Source organism: Rheinheimera sp. WS51 (genome assembly GCF_050936095.1).
Taxonomy (GTDB): Bacteria; Pseudomonadota; Gammaproteobacteria; order Enterobacterales; family Alteromonadaceae; genus Alishewanella.
This window is the reverse complement of record NZ_JBOTRC010000006.1, coordinates 94750-110985: the sequence shown is the minus strand read 5'-3', so window position 1 is coordinate 110985 and position 16236 is coordinate 94750. Positions and strand designations below refer to the sequence as shown.

The following is a 16236-nucleotide window of genomic DNA, read 5'->3' as shown; positions in this document are numbered from 1 at the left end:
TTATACTTAATAAGACCAACCCGTAAAAGGTGACAAAGTGGAAATTATAGTACCCGTACTTCCAGAATCAGTTGCAGATGCAACAATCGCAACCTGGCACGTAAAAACAGGCGAAGCTGTTACTCGCGATCAGGTATTAGTAGATATTGAAACCGATAAAGTGGTACTTGAAGTTGTTGCTCAAGCAGACGGTGTAATGGGCGAGATCATTCATGATACCGGCGCTACAGTAACCGCTGAAGAAGTGATCGGTAAAATGGAGGCTGGTGGTGCACCAGCGGCTAATGCTGAAACTAAATCTGAGCAAAAAGCAGAAGATAAACCTGCTCAAACGCAAGAATCTGCTAAAGATGAAGCCGGTGATGATGCGTTAAGCCCGTCAGTACGTCGCTTAATTGCTGAAAAAGGTTTAGACGCATCTAAAGTAAAAGGCACAGGTAAAAATGGCCGTGTAACTAAAGAAGACGTTGAGAAATTCTTAGCTTCTGCTCCAGCTAAATCAGCACCTGCTGCAGCACCCTCTGCGACAGTGAGTGGCGATCGTACCCAAAAACGTGTACCTATGACACGTTTACGTAAAACGATTGCTAATCGCCTTCTTGAAGCGAAAAACTCTACGGCTATGTTAACAACATTTAATGAAGTTAACATGAAGCCGATTATGAACTTACGTAAGCAATATCAAGAGACGTTTGAAAAGCGCCATGGTATTCGTTTAGGCTTTATGTCGTTCTATGTTAAAGCGGTAACAGAGGCCTTAAAACGCTTCCCTGAAGTTAATGCTGCTATTGATGGCGATGATATTGTTTATCACAACTACTTTGATATCAGCATCGCGGTATCAACACCACGTGGTTTAGTTACGCCTGTACTACGTGACTGTGACAAAATGAACTTAGCCGAAATTGAACAAGCTATTAAAACCTTAGCGTTAAAAGGTCGTGATGGTAAGTTAGCTATGGACGACTTAACCGGTGGTAACTTTACTATTACTAACGGTGGTGTATTTGGCTCATTAATGTCAACGCCAATTATTAACCCGCCGCAATCTGCTATCTTAGGTATGCATAAAATTCAAGATCGCGTTATGGTGGTAGATGGTAAAATGGAAATTTTACCAATGATGTACTTAGCGTTATCTTATGATCACCGCATCATCGATGGTAAAGAGTCAGTTGGCTTCTTAGTAACGATTAAAGAGTTACTTGAAGACCCAACCCGTATCTTGTTAGATATCTAATACTCAGTAACGAGTAAAAAAATGCTGTTGTTTTTTAACAACAGCATTTTGTATTTCATCAATTGGCAGTATAATACGCGCCGATTAAACACAGGCTGTACCATGTTGGGCAGCTTTAATATTCAAATGAACGGAAATAAGCCATGAATTTGCACGAGTATCAGGCAAAACAGCTGTTCCGCGAATACGGTTTACCAGTATCTGAAGGCTTTGCGGAAGAAACTCCACAAGCTGCTGCAGAAGCTGCTGATCGTATTGGTGGTAACAAATGGGTAGTTAAAGCTCAGGTTCACGCAGGTGGCCGCGGTAAAGCGGGCGGTGTGAAGTTAGTTTCTTCTAAAGAAGAGATTCGTACTTTTGCTCAAAATTGGTTGGGTAAAAACTTAGTAACTTACCAAACTGATGCTAACGGACAACCTGTCAGTAAAATTCTGGTTGAAACCTGTACTGATATTGAAAAAGAATTGTACTTAGGTGCAGTTGTTGATCGCTCAAGCCGTCGAATCGTCTTTATGGCATCGACTGAAGGCGGTGTTGATATCGAGAAAGTAGCAGAAGAAACGCCTGAAAAAATTATCAAGATGGAAATTGATCCACTTGTAGGTGGTCAAGCATATCAAGCGCGTGAAATTGGTTTTAAACTAGGTCTTAACGCGTTACAAATTAAGCAATTTACTACAATCTTTTTAGGCTTAGCTAAAATGTTTGTAGATTTAGACATTGCCTTAATTGAAGTTAACCCTTTAGTTATTACTACTGCCGGTAATTTACATTGTTTAGATGCAAAATTAGTTGCAGATAGCAATGCTATGTATCGTCAGCCTAAATTACGTGATTTCCATGACGCTTCTCAAGAAGATGCGCGTGAAGCACGTGCTGCGCAGTGGGAACTTAACTATGTTGCTTTAGATGGTAACATCGGTTGTATGGTTAACGGCGCAGGTTTAGCAATGGGTACTATGGACATTGTTAAATTAAGCGGTGGCGAGCCTGCTAACTTCTTAGACGTTGGCGGTGGTGCAACTAAAGAGCGTGTTACTGAAGCGTTCAAAATTATTTTATCAGACTCTGCAGTTAAAGCGGTATTTGTAAATATCTTTGGTGGTATTGTTCGTTGTGACATGATTGCTGAAGGTATTATTGGCGCTGTTGAAGAGGTCGGTGTAAACGTACCTGTTGTTGTACGTTTAGAAGGTAACAACGCAGATTTAGGTGCACAGAAGTTACAAAATAGTGGCCTTAACATTATTGCAGCAAATTCTTTATCTGAAGCTGCTCAAGCTGTTGTTAAAGCCGCGGAGGGCAAATAATGTCTATTATTATCAACAAAGACACTAAGGTCATCTGCCAAGGTTTCACTGGTAGTCAAGGTACTTTCCACTCAACTCAAGCTATCGAATACGGTACGCAAATGGTTGGTGGTGTAAGTCCTGGTAAAGGCGGTACTAAGCATTTAGATTTACCTGTATTTAATACAGTTAAAGACGCAGTCGCGGCAACAGGTGCAACTGCAACAGTTATCTATGTACCAGCACCATTTTGTAAAGATGCGATTATTGAAGCGGCAGATGCAGGCTTAGAATTAATCGTATGTATTACTGAAGGTATTCCTACTATCGACATGTTATTTGCTAAAGAATATGTTGATCGTAAAGGTGTGCGCATGATCGGTCCTAACTGCCCAGGTGTTATTACGCCGGGTGAGTGTAAGATTGGTATTATGCCAGGCCATATCCATAAGCCAGGTAAAGTAGGTATTGTATCTCGTTCAGGTACTTTAACTTATGAAGCTGTTAAGCAAACAACAGACGAAGGCTTTGGTCAGTCTACTTGTGTTGGTATCGGTGGTGATCCAATTCCTGGTTCAAACTTCATTGATATCTTAGCGTTATTCGAAAAAGATCCACAAACCGAAGCTATCGTTATGATTGGCGAAATCGGTGGAACGGCAGAAGAAGAAGCGGCAGCTTATATCAAAGCTAACGTAACTAAACCTGTTGTATCTTATATCGCTGGTGTAACTGCGCCAGAAGGTAAACGCATGGGCCATGCTGGTGCGATTATTTCTGGTGGTAAAGGTACAGCGGATGATAAATTCCGTGCTTTAGAAGACGCAGGTGTTAAAACGGTGCGTTCTTTAGCCGATATCGGTAAAGCAGTACGTGAAATTACAGGCTGGTAAGTTAAGCCTTATAAAAAACCCGCTTTTAGCGGGTTTTTTTATCGCTAAATTTTATAGCTAATATAGTATTAAGCTTAACCGTTATACTAACCTAAGTTCTAAAACAGACTTTACTGTTATATATGCAAGCGGATAAGCAAAAACTCATTTTAAATTTACAAAAACACAATATCGTGTTCTACGATGGACAGTGCTATTTTTGCCATGCAGCGGTTAACTTTATTATTCAGCGTGACAGCAAGGCTTTATTTTTATTTTGTCCAGTGCAAACAGAGTTAGCAACACAGTTACTGCAACAGTATAAAGTAGACATGGCCACGCAAGATACTCTCTATTTGCTGCAAGGGCATCGGCTTTACACGTTTTCATCGGCGGCTATTGCTATTAGCAAACAATTAGATGGCTTTTGGTTTTTATGTGCAGTTTTTAGTATTATTCCTAAACGGTTGCGCGATTACTTATATCGTTCATTTGCCAAACGTCGTTACCGTTGGTTTGGTCAGTCGCAAAGCTGTATTTTACCTACAGAAGCGGTACGATCTCGTTTTATTGGTTTTAACACAGTCGCTATTAATTCAAATTTTTTACTTTAATGAATATGCTTAGTGCAAGTTTGAAAAGGCAGTAGCCAGTAGCATTTTCGCTGCTATAATGCCGCATCTTAACTGAGTTTCAGCTATACAAGGAAACATGATTCTATGGCGGATTTAGAACAGCGCCCAACTAATTTTATTAGACAAATTATTGATGCAGATCTTGCATCAGGTAAACATAATGCCGTGCAAACTCGTTTCCCGCCTGAGCCTAATGGTTTTTTGCATATAGGTCATGCTAAATCTATTTGTTTAAACTTCGGTATTGCTAATGATTATCAAGGCAAATGTAATTTGCGTTTTGATGATACTAACCCAGAAAAAGAAAATATCGACTTTGTACGCTCAATTCAACAAGACGTTAATTGGTTAGGTTTTCAATGGCATGGTGATGTTCATTATTCTTCTGATTATTTTGATCAGTTATATCAGTTTGCAGTTGAGTTAATAAATAAAGGTTTAGCCTATGTTTGTTTCTTAAATGGCGAACAGATGCGTGAGTATCGTGGCAACTTAACTCAGCCGGGTAAAAATAGTCCATACCGTGATACGCCAGTGGCTGAAAATCTAGCCTTATTTGAAAAAATGCGTGCGGGTGGCTTTAAGGAAGGCGAATGCTCATTAAGAGCTAAAATTGATATGGCGTCTTCTTTTATGTGTATGCGCGATCCTATTATTTATCGGATCAAGTTTGCTCATCACCACCAAACAGAAGATAAATGGTGTATTTATCCAATGTACGATTTTACGCACTGTATTTCCGACGCATTAGAAGGCATAACGCATTCTTTATGTACTCTAGAGTTTCAAGATAACCGCCGTTTATATGACTGGATTTTAGATAACATTACTATTCCTTGTCATCCACAGCAAATTGAGTTTTCACGCTTAAATCTTGAATATGCGGTAATGAGTAAGCGTAAGTTACAAACCCTAGTAGAAGCTAATATTGTTACAGGTTGGGATGATCCACGGATGCCAACTATCGCAGGTTTACGCCGTCGTGGTTATACACCTGCTGCTATTCGTGAGTTTGCCAAACGCATTGGTGTAACCAAACAAGACAATACCATTGAAATGAGCGCACTTGAGGCTTGTATTCGTGAAGATCTTGATACTAATGCGCCTCGTGCTATGGCGGTGCTTGAGCCTTTAAAAGTTACTATAACTAATTACCCAGCAGATGGCATTGAATGGCTAGATGCGCCTAATCATCCCAAAGATGAAACTAAAGGCACACGCAAACTACCTTTTGGTCCTGTAGTGTATATTGATAAAGCCGATTTTCGTGAAGAGGCGAATAAAAAATATAAGCGTCTAGTGTTAAACGGTGACGTTAGATTACGTAATGCTTATGTTATTCATGCCGATGAAGTGATTAAAGATGAAAATGGCGAGATCATTGAATTAAAATGTAGCTACTTACCTGAAACCTTAGGGCAAAACCCTGCCGATGGTCGCAAGGTGCGTGGTGTTATCCATTGGGTTGAAGCTAAGCATGCGGTTGCGGCTGAGTTTAGGGTATACGATCGCTTATTTAGTGTTGCAAACCCTGCTGCGGCTGACGATTTCTTCACTGTGATTAATCCTGATTCATTAGTTATTAAACAGGGGCTAGTTGAGCCTTCATTACAACAAGCTGTTGCAGAATTTGCTTATCAGTTTGAGCGTGAAGGCTATTATTGTGCTGACAATCGCGATTCTTCTGCTGACAAGTTAGTATTTAACCGTACTGTAGGTTTACGTGATAGCTGGGGCAAAGAAGATAATTAGTCTGTAACAAGGTTACTTCATACTTATTAAAAAGCCTGCATTAAATATGCAGGCTTTTTTAATAGTATTAACCTATAAAAATAGGGTTTATTTTTTTAATAGGGCGCCAATACCAATAATTGCCGCTATAGCACCGCCGACCAAAAACCAAATTGCATTGTCAGTAGGGCTGCCTGTAACTAGCTCTGTTACTTCTGATGCGGTAGAGTTATATTCGTTGTAACCGAAGTAAAGTAAAATAACGCCGGCAACTAATAAGGCTAAACCAATAATTTTATTCATACATTCTCCTTTATTTATGCATTAAGCGTAGCGTTAAAATTAATTAACGCAAATCAGTATGTTATAAAATATTAGTAATTTCGAGAAAAATTTAGTTTTTAATAATTTGTAATAGTAAAACATGAGGCTTATATGGCTATTTTTCTAGCTGTGATATTGTTTGCTTTTTCCACTACCATTACGCCGGGCCCAAATAATGTCATGATAATGTCATCTGGCGTTAATTATGGCATTAAAGCGAGTTTAGGCCACTTACTAGGGATCTGTTTAGGGTTCCCCTTTATGGTATTACTGGTTGGCTTAGGCTTTGGCGTTGTTTTTGAACAATACCCTAATTTACACCAGTTAATTAAATTGATTGGTGTCATCTATCTTGTTTGGTTAGCTTGGCATATTGCTACGGCCGAGCCAAAACGAATAGAGCAGGGTACAAGTAAGCCTTTAAGCTTTATGCAAGCTGTTCTTTTTCAATGGGTTAATGGCAAGGCCTGGGTTATGGCATCGGGTGCTATTGCTGCTTTTACTACTTTAGATGGGGTATATTGGCAAGAAGTTGTTATTATAACCTTGGCATTTTTAGCTGTCGCTTTTCCCTGCGTGGGGTTGTGGTTAATTGGTGGGGCGCTACTACGTAGAGTCTTAACCAAACCGGTTTTCCAACGTGTTTTTAATATTAGTATGGCGATTATTTTAATTTTGTCTGTTTTACCGGTGATTAGCGAGCTTTGGCTTTATTATTTTAATTAAATAATAAAGCCAACTTTTACTGAGTTTATTAAGACGTTATTTTTAACAACTTTATTTAGGAGTATTTGATGAAAAAATTTATGCTTTTAATTGGTCTAGTGTTAGTTATGCTAGGCTGCACACAAACACAAACACAAACACAAGCAATTTGGATTGATGTGCGCACGGTTCAAGAATATGAAGCTGGTCATTTGCCAACAGCGGTTAATATTCCATTTGATGTTATAGCGGATAATATCAGTGCTGTGACTACGGATAAAAATGCGCCCATTCATCTTTATTGTAAAAGTGGCCGCCGTGCAGGTGTCGCTTTAGAAACGTTAAGTGCTTTAGGTTACACAAATGTCACTAATGAAGGTGGATACGAACAACTCATAGCAGACTAAAATGCAGTCTAACAGCGAGAAACACCGCCTTGAGCATCAAGCTGCTAAGCAATTTATGCGGTTATACGAGCAAAAAATGGGCTTAACAATGCGCCATATTTGGCATAATGAGCCGGCTAAGCCCGATGTGTCTTGTTATTTAAATGAGCAACGGCTTGATTTGGAGATAGCTCACTTATATGGCAGTGAAATAGAAGCTATGCAGATCTTAGGTCGCGATCTTGACGATAGCACCCGTGAAGAGCTTATTGCACTACTTAACTCGCCGGCAGAAACACGCTTATTAACTGCTTTAAATAGGTTGCTAAATAATAAGTCAGTTAAAACTTATGATTCTGAACGTGTATGGTTGGTTATTCGTAACTTAAACCCGCTATGGAGTACTAAGGATATAAAACAATTGTATCCCAAGTTACAAGTGCCTTTGTCTCAACCTTTTGAGCAAATTTGGTTAATCTCTGCGCAACATAATGATGCAGATTTAATCGCGCTATTTCCTGCGAAACTGGCTAAACAAGGCCTATTTTAATGTTGAATTTTTATCATAAACTGGCTGTGAAATTAGCTAAAATACGTTGGTTAGTTATATTAATTAGCATAACTGCGCTGAGCACTTTTATTTATTTAATCACTGTTGCTGAAGCAAACTTAGCACAGCAATGGCAGCTAAGCAGTGTCGTCGTTTTGTTATCGAGCGTGCAGGCATACCTTATCAGCTTGTTATTTATTGAGCCTGTAACCCAAGTCAGCTCCGATGTAGGGCTACTGGATAAGATTAAATATCGACTTAAGCTGACAATTAAATATTTAATAGCACTTTTATTATCCGGACTCATTTGCGCAATTTTATTTATAGGGTTACGTGCATTACTGGGTATAATCCGCAGCCTATTTTTTAACTAAACAGCAAAATATGAAAAGTAATGCGCTAAAATGGGATATTTTTTGTGCCGTAATTGATAACTTTGGTGACATCGGTATTTGTTGGCGGCTAAGCCGACAACTTACGAGTGAATATAACCTAGAAGTTCGTTTATGGGTTGACGATTTAGTTAGCTTTAAACGCATCTGCCCACAAATTAATACTGCAGCCAAAGAGCAACTGATTAATGGGGTGAGTGTTTGTTTATGGTCAGAACAAACCCAATGGCAACAAGTGCAGATCCCCGATGTAGTTATAGAAGCGTTAGCCTGTACTATTCCTAAGTCTTATCAGTTAAAGATGGCAGCTGAAACTGTGCAACCTTTATGGCTAAACCTAGAATATTTATCTGCTGAAACTTGGGTAGAGGGCTGCCATGGCTTAGCGTCACCACAACCTCAGCTGGCTATTAATAAATATTTCTTTTTTCCTGGTTTTAGCCCTGCAACTGGCGGTTTGTTGAAAGAGCAATATTTAGCGATGCAGCGGGATACTTTTATTAATACCCCCCAGCAGCAAGCGGCCTTTTGGCAAAAGCTATTAATTACTCAGCCTGAGCAATATCAGTATAAAGTATCACTATTTGCCTATGATCATCAGCAACTTGCAGATTTACTTAAGTGCTGGCAACAAAATACAAAGCCCGTATTATGTGTTATTCCTGAAGGTATGTTAGCAGAGCAAGTCGCGTCTATTTTACCAAGCTTAAATAGTAATCAAGCTAAGCAAAAGCTTTGCAAAATAGGCAATTTAACTTTAGTTGTTTTACCTTTTTTACCACAAGACGATTATGACTATTTATTATGGGCCTGTGATATTAACTTTGTTCGTGGCGAAGATTCTATTATTAGAGCACATTGGGCTAATAAGCCGTTTATTTGGCAAATTTATCGCCAGCAAGATGATGCCCACTTAATAAAGTTACAGTCTTTTTTGCAACTTTACTGCGCAAATATGCCTAAAAGTGTAAAAGAAAAACTGCAGAATATGTATATGGCCTGGAATACGCAACAGTCTTTAGTTAAGGTATGGCTTGATTTTATTGATATTTTACCTGAAATCGCAGGTTATAATATTAAGTGGCAACAACAACTGAACCTTAACGGTGATCTTGCACACAACCTCGTGCACTTTGTTGAAAAAAAATTTATAATAACCCGAAATTTTCGCTAACAAGAAGATATTAAAATCATGATGAAAACAGCTCAAGAACTACGTGCTGGCCAGGTAATAATGGTTGGTACAGAAGCAATGGTAATTTTAAAAGCCGAGTTTAATAAATCAGGCCGTAACGCTGCCGTTGTTAAAATGAAAATGAAAAACTTATTAACCAACCAAGGTATGGAAACAGTTTATCGTGCTGATGATAAGTTTGAGCAAGTACTTTTAGAAACTAAAGAAGTGACATATTCATATTTTGCTGATCCAATGTATGTATTTATGGATGAAGAATATAATCAGTTTGAAGTTGAAGCTGAAAATATGACTGATGCCTTAAAATACTTAGTTGATGGCATGGAGTGTTCAGTTGTGTTTTACAATGAGCGTCCAATTTCTGTTGACTTACCAACAATTGTTGTGCGTGAAGTTACTTACACTGAACCAGCAGCGCGTGGTGATACTTCAGGTAAAGTAATGAAACCAGCTAAAATTGAAACTGGTTTCGAAATTATGGTTCCTGATTTTGTTAAAGAAGGTGACAAGATTGAAATTGACACTCGCACCGACGAATACCGTGGCCGTGCTAAATAACTTTAATTTTGAATAAAAAGGCGCTAAGGCGTAATGTAGATTAAATAACAATTCAAGATTGGTTTACAGATCCATTGGCTGGTAAATAAAAGCCTACAGAATAACCTCTGTAGGCTTTTTTGCTACATCAGGAGGGAATTAGTAATCAGCTGTCCTGTTAATTTTATAGCTTGGCTGATGACCTTTGGCGCAGATGATTCGGGCGGTGCGAGGTATCATAATGCTCTGTAATATGTCGATAAAATAGATGGTGTATCGGCTAGATATTTTTGCTGGTAGATAATACCTTTATGTCGATAGAGTTGTATTGTGAAAGTGAAATAACGTCTTGGTTACGAAACAATAAAACCTATTTTTAACTTATAGTCGGCCATTGAAGTGATAGTGCTAGTCACACTATAGTGCAACTTTATCAGGTATAGATGGGGCTATGCTTATTGCGAAAGATATACCAGATACCATCACAGCATTTACCAATGCTCAAACCTGATCGGATATTAGTCAATAATTTCATTGTTAATTGGTTGTTTGTTTTTTTATTTAAAATTGCGTATTTTTTTTATTGATTTACAATGTGGTAATCTTGATCATATTTGGGAAACTTATGCGATTATTTTTAACAAAAATGAAGTTTTTGTATTTATTCTTATTCTTATTAATTGCTTGTAATGATAATAATAGTGTATCCGATAATCCAACGGATACAACTTTGCCACCCCCGCCCCCTCCTTCAACGGTTGAAAATCTACCAATTCCAGATAACCGTTATGTTGACAGTTATCAAATACTACTTTTTGGAAATAGTCATGTTAGAGTTCATAACTTAGCTGATGTTATACAATTATTATTAGAACAAGGCACCGATAAATATGCTATTTCGATAGTAGGTCCAGGTATGGGCTATCTTGACTCACGTTTTAACGATGGTGTTACGGCAGAAACAATAGAGTCCCGTCGATGGAGTCATGTTATTTGGCAGGCGCAAAAATATTCAACATCAGGAAAGTATACATATCCAACAAGCGCAGCAGAGTATTGGATTGAACTAACAAAACAACAAGGTGCTACGCCAATTCTATTTCCAGAGCATCCTCGCGAAGGAAATAAGGAAGAAGGTATGCGTATTTACGCATTACATGTTGATATAACAAGTAGAGCTGCAGCATGTGTCGCACCTATTGGACCAGCATGGGATTTAGCTATTAAAAACTTACCTGATGTATCTTTTCACATTGATGGTAATCATGCCTCTATTAATGGCACTTTGCTAACAGCTTTAATTTTTTATCAAGTTATTACTGGCGAGTCAGTTGAAAATCTAGTCTATATTCCGCAGATAAATGTTGCAGAAACATTACAAGCTGAACTTAGGCAAATAGCAGCAGCTACTTTTCAACAATTTACTGACTGTATTTATTAACTCTATTAATACTGAGTTTTTATGCCTGCAATTATAAAATCAATTGAGTCAGCCGATTTATCTTCGGTTATACAAATCCAAGATAGTTGTTATGGTGATGCTTTATATGAAGCTCCTGAGTTATTAGCCCAGCGCATAAGTACGCAGCCTGCAAGCTGCTGGGTTATAACAAGACCCGATAATACAGTTCAAGCTTATTTATTAAGTTATCCAGCTAAACAAGGTTTTATTGCAGCATTAGGAAGCCCTTTTAAGCAAGGGGTACAAGCAGATTTACTTTATTTACATGATTTAGCCGTTGCTCCTTATGCTAGAAAGCAAGGTCTTGCTAATAAATTACTAGAGCATGCAGAGCAATTTGCAACTGATTCGGGCTTTGATAAGTTAGCATTAGTTGCAGTGCAAGGTGCACAAAGCTATTGGCAAACTAAAGGGTTTCAAACAATTGAACGGCTATCGCCTGAGGCTGCTGAGGCACTGCAAACTTATGCTGACAAAGATGCGATCTATATGATTAAAACTATATGATTAAAACATAGTAAAGCTAATTAGTGTCGTTTTCTATAAAGATCTGTCATTATTTCACTCGCTAATTAATTTGACGGCTTAGTGTTATTTTATATTTAACTAGCAAGCCTACATACTTTTATTGCCTTTATAGTGTAGAGGAGACAGACGTGTCAGCCTGGATAATTGCAGCATTAGTTTTATTCTATTTTGCAACTTTGTTTTTACTGGCTGGCTGGGCAGAGCGTAACACTACTAATCGCGTTCTTAATAAATTTAATGGCCTACTATATAGCTTAGCTTTAGCTGTATATTGCTCATCATGGACATATTATGGCGCGGTGGGAACGGCAGTTCGGCAAGGTTGGCAGTTTATTGCCATTTTTTTAGGGCCTATAATTCTTTTTTTATTTGCTCAACCTTTTTTGTTTAAATTATTTCACCTGAGCAAAAAACAAAATGTCACTTCTGTAACTGATTTTATAGCCGCGCGGTACGGTAAACGCAGAAATCTTGCTTTAATCACATCCATCCTTTGCTTAATAATCGTTATCCCTTATATCGCATTACAGCTAAAAGCCGTTGCTAGTTCATACCATATAATTTTAGGCAGTGAGTTTAATTCAAATAGTGTTGTTTGGTGGCAAGATAGTGCGCTATTAAGCACAGCGGCTTTAACGTGCTTTGCTATTTGGTTTGGCACTAGGAAGCTTTACCTTACAGAGCAACGCCGAGGTGTAATGTTGGCAATTGCTTTTGGCTCCGTCATTAAATTGTTTGCTTTATTATGCTTAGCTCTAGTTGCTTATTGGCTATTACTTGAACCTGGTGATCTACTATTACAACGATTTGCAGAGCATGCAAAAAACAGCCAACAAGGCAATTTTACTGTTTTTGAATTTGCTATTAAAACCTGCTTAGCAATGGTAGCCGTATTTATCTTACCTTGGCAGTTTCATGTTACTTTTATCGAGAAAACATCTTCTAAATATTTACAACAGGCGAAACCTTGGTTTTGTGGCTACCTTATTTTTATAACGCTGGCAATAATGCCTATTGCCTTAACAGGAATACAGCTGTTCCCGAACAATAATGCCGATAATTTTGTTTTATTAATTCCATCTCATGCTGGCTGGAATGCCTTAAGTACATTTGTTTTTATTGGCGGCTTTGCTGCTGCTACATCCATGATTATCGTGGCTTCTTTGGCGTTATCAAACATGATCACAAACGATATGATTATGCCAAGCTTACTAAGAGCGAGTAAACGAAAATCGAGTAAGCAAAATTTTAGCCTAATTATTTTATGGCTTCGCCGTAGTATGATTTTTGTAGTTATGGCTTTATCTTATTTTTATTATGATGTTTTTGCTCGCAACTATGAGTTAGCCGAAACTGGCTTAGTTGTTTTTGCCTTAGCAGTACAACTAGCTCCAGCTGTGATCGGAGGGTTATATTGGCGCCGAGGTAATGTTTGGGGAGTTTATGCGGGGCTAAGTATTGGCTTTATATTGTGGTTTTTTACGTTAATGCTGCCGCAGCTGGTGAATGCAGGTGCTATTAACAGTACTATTTTAAACACCGGACTATTTGGTTGGCATTGGTTTAAGCCAAGTTCAATTTTTGCACTTGAGCTTGATAACTTAAGCCATGGGGTTTTAATTTCAGTGCTCGCAAATAGCTTTTTATATTTTATTGTTTCGCTAGTTACACCCACTAGATTACAAGATAGGCTACAAGCTGTCGCTTTTGTGAAGCCTAATTTACCCGTTAATTATGTTAGCGCTTCAACTAAACAGATTAAAGTTCAACATGCCGACTTAATGATCTTATTAGAGCAATTTCTTGGTGTAAATAAAGCCAAAGAAAGTCTTGTGCATTTATCTAAACAGCATGCAGTATTAGATCCTCTTAATTTGCCCATGAGCATTTTAATTGAACATGTTGAACGTGAGCTTGCTGGTGTAATAGGTTCGTCATCGGCTTCGACTATGGTCAATGCGCTAGTAGATGGCCGTCAGCTTGGTTTAGAAGACGTTGTTACACTGTTTGATGATACCAGCCAAGCTATTCAATTTTCGAGAAAAGTATTATTTACCACCCTGGAAAATTTAAGCCAAGGTATCAGCGTAATCGATGCTGAATTAAAGCTTATTGCATGGAATAAAGCCTATTTAACTATGTTTGACTATCCAGCTGCCTTAATTAAAGTTGGACGGCCGATTGCAGATATTGTCCGTTTTAATGCCAAAAGAGGAATGTGTGGTGATGGGGATGTTAATACCCAGATAGAAAAGCGGCTTAAGCATTTACAAGCGGGTACCGCGCATGTGTTTCAGCGAGTTTGGCCCAGCGGTCAAGTAGTTGAAATGCGTGGCAACCCAATTCCAGGTGGTGGATTTGTCACAAGCTTTACCGATATTACAGCACATGTATCTGCTGTTAAGGCGCTTGCTGAGGCGAAACAGCACTTAGAGGATAGGGTACAAGAGCGCACCCAAACTATTTCACAGATTAATGAGGAGTTATTAACTGAAATTAGACGACGCAGGGTAACAGAGCAGCAATTATTACAGGCTAAAATAGAAGCAGATGCAGCAAACGCCTCCAAAACACGCTTTTTAGCGTTAGCGTCACACGATATATTACAACCGTTAAATGCAGCGAGACTTTTTACTGCTGCATTAGAAAATAATGCAAATAATCTGCAGCAACAGTCGGTGATAAATCAGCTAGATAACTCATTAAAAGCCTCTGAAGAATTAATTGCCACATTATTAGATATTGCCAAATTAGATGATGGCAACTTAACGCCTGAAATCCAAACGTTCTCAATTGACGAGTTAATTTACTCTTTAGTTGATAGTTTTAGCCTAGTAGCTAAGCAAAAAAATCTAGCTTTAACGGCTAAAACACTAAGTGTACAGGTATTAACTGATGCTACTTATTTACGGCGAATATTACAAAACCTAGTATCAAATGCGCTTAAGTACACCGTAACGGGTCGTGTTTTCGTTAGCTGTCGTAAGCGTGGAGATAGCGCGTTAATTCAAGTGTGGGATACAGGACCGGGTATTAGCGACGCTGATTTAAAAAGAATATTTGACGATTTTTATCGCGTTGATAGTACAGCAAGGGGCCAGCAAGGTGTTGGGTTAGGCTTAGGGGTTGTACAAAGAATGGCGCGTTTATTAAACCATAAACTAAGCGTAAATTCTGTGCTAGGAAAAGGCTCAGTTTTTAGTATTGAATTACCTATTGTTGCAAAATCTAAAACCAGTGTGACAAAGCCTGTAAGTTATACCAAACCTCAGCCTTTTCCTGAATTATCTATTGTATGTATTGATGATGATGACGCTAATTTAACGGCATTAACGGTGTTATTAAAACAATGGCAAATAAACAAGGTTGTATGCTTTTACGATGAAGCCAGTTTTATAGCTTATGCAAAGGACCATCCTGCACCTGATATTTTAATTTTAGATTATCAATTAGCTAAAGAGGTAACTGGATTATCGGTTTATGAAAAAATACAGCCTATATGGGGAAAATTAAACGGCATTATTGTTTCAGCTTCGCCAGATCCTGATCTAGCAGTGAAAGCGAAAAAGCACGGATTATTATTTTTAGCAAAACCAATAAAACCTGCGGCCTTAAGGGCCAGCTTAAATCATTTAACTAGGTACAAAAATAAATAATTAACGGTGAGATGGTGAAAACTTAGCGATAGCTTTATTTACCGGTGCCTCTAAGGTTAAACGTTGTGCTTGAATAACTACCTGAGTTCGATTAGATACACCTAGTTTGCGAAAGATGGCCGTAATATGGGCTTTAACAGTCGCTTCAGATATCGCTAAGTCATAGGCTATTTGTTTGTTTAACCAACCTTCAGTTAGGTAATAAAGCACTTTATATTGCTGCTGGGTTAACTGCGCAACGCGGGCCGCTAAGTCCATATCTTGCTCTGTATCGTGATTACTATGATTAAAAACGGCTTTAGCTAAATGGTTAGGAACCCAAAGCTCTCCGGCTAAAACTTGATTTAATGCCTCAGCGATATCAACGGGTGTGGCAGACTTTGGTATATAGGCTGAGGCGCCAAAAGCCATTACGCGCCTAATAACATCAAGCTCTTCACTGGCTGAGATAACAACAATGGGTAGGCAGGGAAGATTTTTTCTTAACTGAATAAGGCCTAAAAAACCGCAATTTCCCGGCATGTGTAAATCGAGCAACAGCAAATCGGTATCCGGGTGTTGCTCTAGGGCAGTACAGGTTGTTTCAAAACTATCGGTTTCAATGGTTGTGGTTAGAGAAAAATTATTACTGATGGCATTTATTAACGCACTTCGAAATAAAGGGTGGTCGTCAGCAACAATAAGCTTGGCCATCGAATTCCTCCGGCAAGGTATAATTTGTAGTTATTTATTGA

15 protein-coding genes are annotated in these 16236 nt (G+C 38.5%); 13 read left to right on the top strand and 2 right to left on the bottom strand.

Translation table 11 applies throughout. The annotated features are described in order from the left end of the window. Positions 1-37 precede the first annotated feature (37 nt). The 5 genes from odhB to glnS all read left to right on the top strand — a co-directional run bounded on the left by odhB (position 38) and on the right by glnS (position 5788). A complete protein-coding gene (gene odhB, locus ACRCA4_RS09215; protein WP_433187301.1) occupies positions 38-1240 on the top strand; it encodes a 2-oxoglutarate dehydrogenase complex dihydrolipoyllysine-residue succinyltransferase in 1203 nt (400 codons plus the stop codon). 143 nt (positions 1241-1383) lie between these two features. Then, entirely contained in the window at positions 1384-2550 is a 1167-nt protein-coding gene (sucC, locus tag ACRCA4_RS09210; protein WP_433187299.1) for an ADP-forming succinate--CoA ligase subunit beta, read from the top strand. Then, positions 2550-3422, top strand: a complete 873-nt coding sequence (gene sucD, locus ACRCA4_RS09205; protein WP_433187297.1) for a succinate--CoA ligase subunit alpha — start codon at positions 2550-2552, stop codon at positions 3420-3422. Before sucC ends, sucD begins: the two co-directional genes overlap by 1 nt. A gap of 122 nt (positions 3423-3544) precedes the next feature. Next, a complete protein-coding gene (locus tag ACRCA4_RS09200; RefSeq protein ID WP_433187295.1) occupies positions 3545-4015 on the top strand; it encodes a thiol-disulfide oxidoreductase DCC family protein in 471 nt (156 codons plus the stop codon). 105 nt (positions 4016-4120) lie between these two features. Further along, positions 4121-5788: a glutamine--tRNA ligase gene (gene glnS, locus ACRCA4_RS09195; RefSeq protein ID WP_433187293.1), complete on the top strand. Its 1668-nt coding sequence runs from the start codon at positions 4121-4123 to the stop codon at positions 5786-5788. A gap of 87 nt (positions 5789-5875) precedes the next feature. Here the strand turns inward: glnS and ACRCA4_RS09190 are convergent, their stop codons facing one another. Next, complete coding sequence (locus tag ACRCA4_RS09190; RefSeq protein ID WP_433187291.1) at positions 5876-6070, bottom strand: DUF3185 family protein; 195 nt, start codon at positions 6068-6070, stop codon at positions 5876-5878. Positions 6071-6202: 132 nt separating this feature from the next. Between ACRCA4_RS09190 and ACRCA4_RS09185 the strand changes: the two genes are divergently transcribed. From ACRCA4_RS09185 to ACRCA4_RS09150, 8 genes are all read left to right on the top strand, one after another. Then, on the top strand, positions 6203-6817 hold the full coding sequence (locus ACRCA4_RS09185) for a LysE family translocator (protein WP_433187289.1): 615 nt from the start codon (positions 6203-6205) through the stop codon (positions 6815-6817). A 68-nt stretch (positions 6818-6885) separates the two neighbouring features. Beyond that, positions 6886-7203, top strand: coding sequence for a rhodanese-like domain-containing protein (locus ACRCA4_RS09180; protein WP_433187287.1), 318 nt, complete (start codon positions 6886-6888; stop codon positions 7201-7203). Position 7204: 1 nt separating this feature from the next. Beyond that, positions 7205-7732: a hypothetical protein gene (locus ACRCA4_RS09175; RefSeq protein ID WP_433187285.1), complete on the top strand. Its 528-nt coding sequence runs from the start codon at positions 7205-7207 to the stop codon at positions 7730-7732. A 384-nt stretch (positions 7733-8116) separates the two neighbouring features. After that, on the top strand, positions 8117-9298 hold the full coding sequence (gene earP / locus ACRCA4_RS09170) for an elongation factor P maturation arginine rhamnosyltransferase EarP (RefSeq protein ID WP_433187282.1): 1182 nt from the start codon (positions 8117-8119) through the stop codon (positions 9296-9298). Between the two features lie 18 nt (positions 9299-9316). Next, complete coding sequence (gene efp, locus ACRCA4_RS09165; protein ID WP_433187279.1) at positions 9317-9877, top strand: elongation factor P; 561 nt, start codon at positions 9317-9319, stop codon at positions 9875-9877. A 604-nt stretch (positions 9878-10481) separates the two neighbouring features. Next, complete coding sequence (locus tag ACRCA4_RS09160; RefSeq protein WP_433187276.1) at positions 10482-11297, top strand: hypothetical protein; 816 nt, start codon at positions 10482-10484, stop codon at positions 11295-11297. A 21-nt stretch (positions 11298-11318) separates the two neighbouring features. Next, positions 11319-11825: a GNAT family N-acetyltransferase gene (locus ACRCA4_RS09155; protein ID WP_433187273.1), complete on the top strand. Its 507-nt coding sequence runs from the start codon at positions 11319-11321 to the stop codon at positions 11823-11825. Positions 11826-11974: 149 nt separating this feature from the next. After that, complete coding sequence (locus ACRCA4_RS09150) at positions 11975-15502, top strand: PAS-domain containing protein (protein WP_433187270.1); 3528 nt, start codon at positions 11975-11977, stop codon at positions 15500-15502. Here the strand turns inward: ACRCA4_RS09150 and ACRCA4_RS09145 are convergent, their stop codons facing one another. Then, the gene (locus ACRCA4_RS09145; RefSeq protein WP_433187267.1) at positions 15503-16195 is read right to left on the bottom strand and encodes a LuxR C-terminal-related transcriptional regulator; all 693 of its coding nucleotides are present in this window, start codon (positions 16193-16195) and stop codon (positions 15503-15505) included. Positions 16196-16236: the final 41 nt, after the last annotated feature.

What these genes read in the sequence shown, in the direction of transcription:
- ACRCA4_RS09190 (WP_433187291.1), bottom strand. Translation starts at nt 6,070, where the DNA reads ATGAATAAAATTATTGGTTTAGCCTTATTAGTTGCCGGCGTTATTTTA.
- glnS (WP_433187293.1), top strand. Translation starts at nt 4,121, where the DNA reads ATGGCGGATTTAGAACAGCGCCCAACTAATTTTATTAGACAAATTATT.
- ACRCA4_RS09175 (WP_433187285.1), top strand. Translation starts at nt 7,205, where the DNA reads ATGCAGTCTAACAGCGAGAAACACCGCCTTGAGCATCAAGCTGCTAAG.
- sucC (WP_433187299.1), top strand. Translation starts at nt 1,384, where the DNA reads ATGAATTTGCACGAGTATCAGGCAAAACAGCTGTTCCGCGAATACGGT.
- ACRCA4_RS09155 (WP_433187273.1), top strand. Translation starts at nt 11,319, where the DNA reads ATGCCTGCAATTATAAAATCAATTGAGTCAGCCGATTTATCTTCGGTT.
- ACRCA4_RS09200 (WP_433187295.1), top strand. Translation starts at nt 3,545, where the DNA reads ATGCAAGCGGATAAGCAAAAACTCATTTTAAATTTACAAAAACACAAT.
- sucD (WP_433187297.1), top strand. Translation starts at nt 2,550, where the DNA reads ATGTCTATTATTATCAACAAAGACACTAAGGTCATCTGCCAAGGTTTC.
- ACRCA4_RS09185 (WP_433187289.1), top strand. Translation starts at nt 6,203, where the DNA reads ATGGCTATTTTTCTAGCTGTGATATTGTTTGCTTTTTCCACTACCATT.
- ACRCA4_RS09145 (WP_433187267.1), bottom strand. Translation starts at nt 16,195, where the DNA reads ATGGCCAAGCTTATTGTTGCTGACGACCACCCTTTATTTCGAAGTGCG.
- efp (WP_433187279.1), top strand. Translation starts at nt 9,317, where the DNA reads ATGATGAAAACAGCTCAAGAACTACGTGCTGGCCAGGTAATAATGGTT.
- ACRCA4_RS09180 (WP_433187287.1), top strand. Translation starts at nt 6,886, where the DNA reads ATGAAAAAATTTATGCTTTTAATTGGTCTAGTGTTAGTTATGCTAGGC.
- earP (WP_433187282.1), top strand. Translation starts at nt 8,117, where the DNA reads ATGAAAAGTAATGCGCTAAAATGGGATATTTTTTGTGCCGTAATTGAT.
- ACRCA4_RS09160 (WP_433187276.1), top strand. Translation starts at nt 10,482, where the DNA reads ATGCGATTATTTTTAACAAAAATGAAGTTTTTGTATTTATTCTTATTC.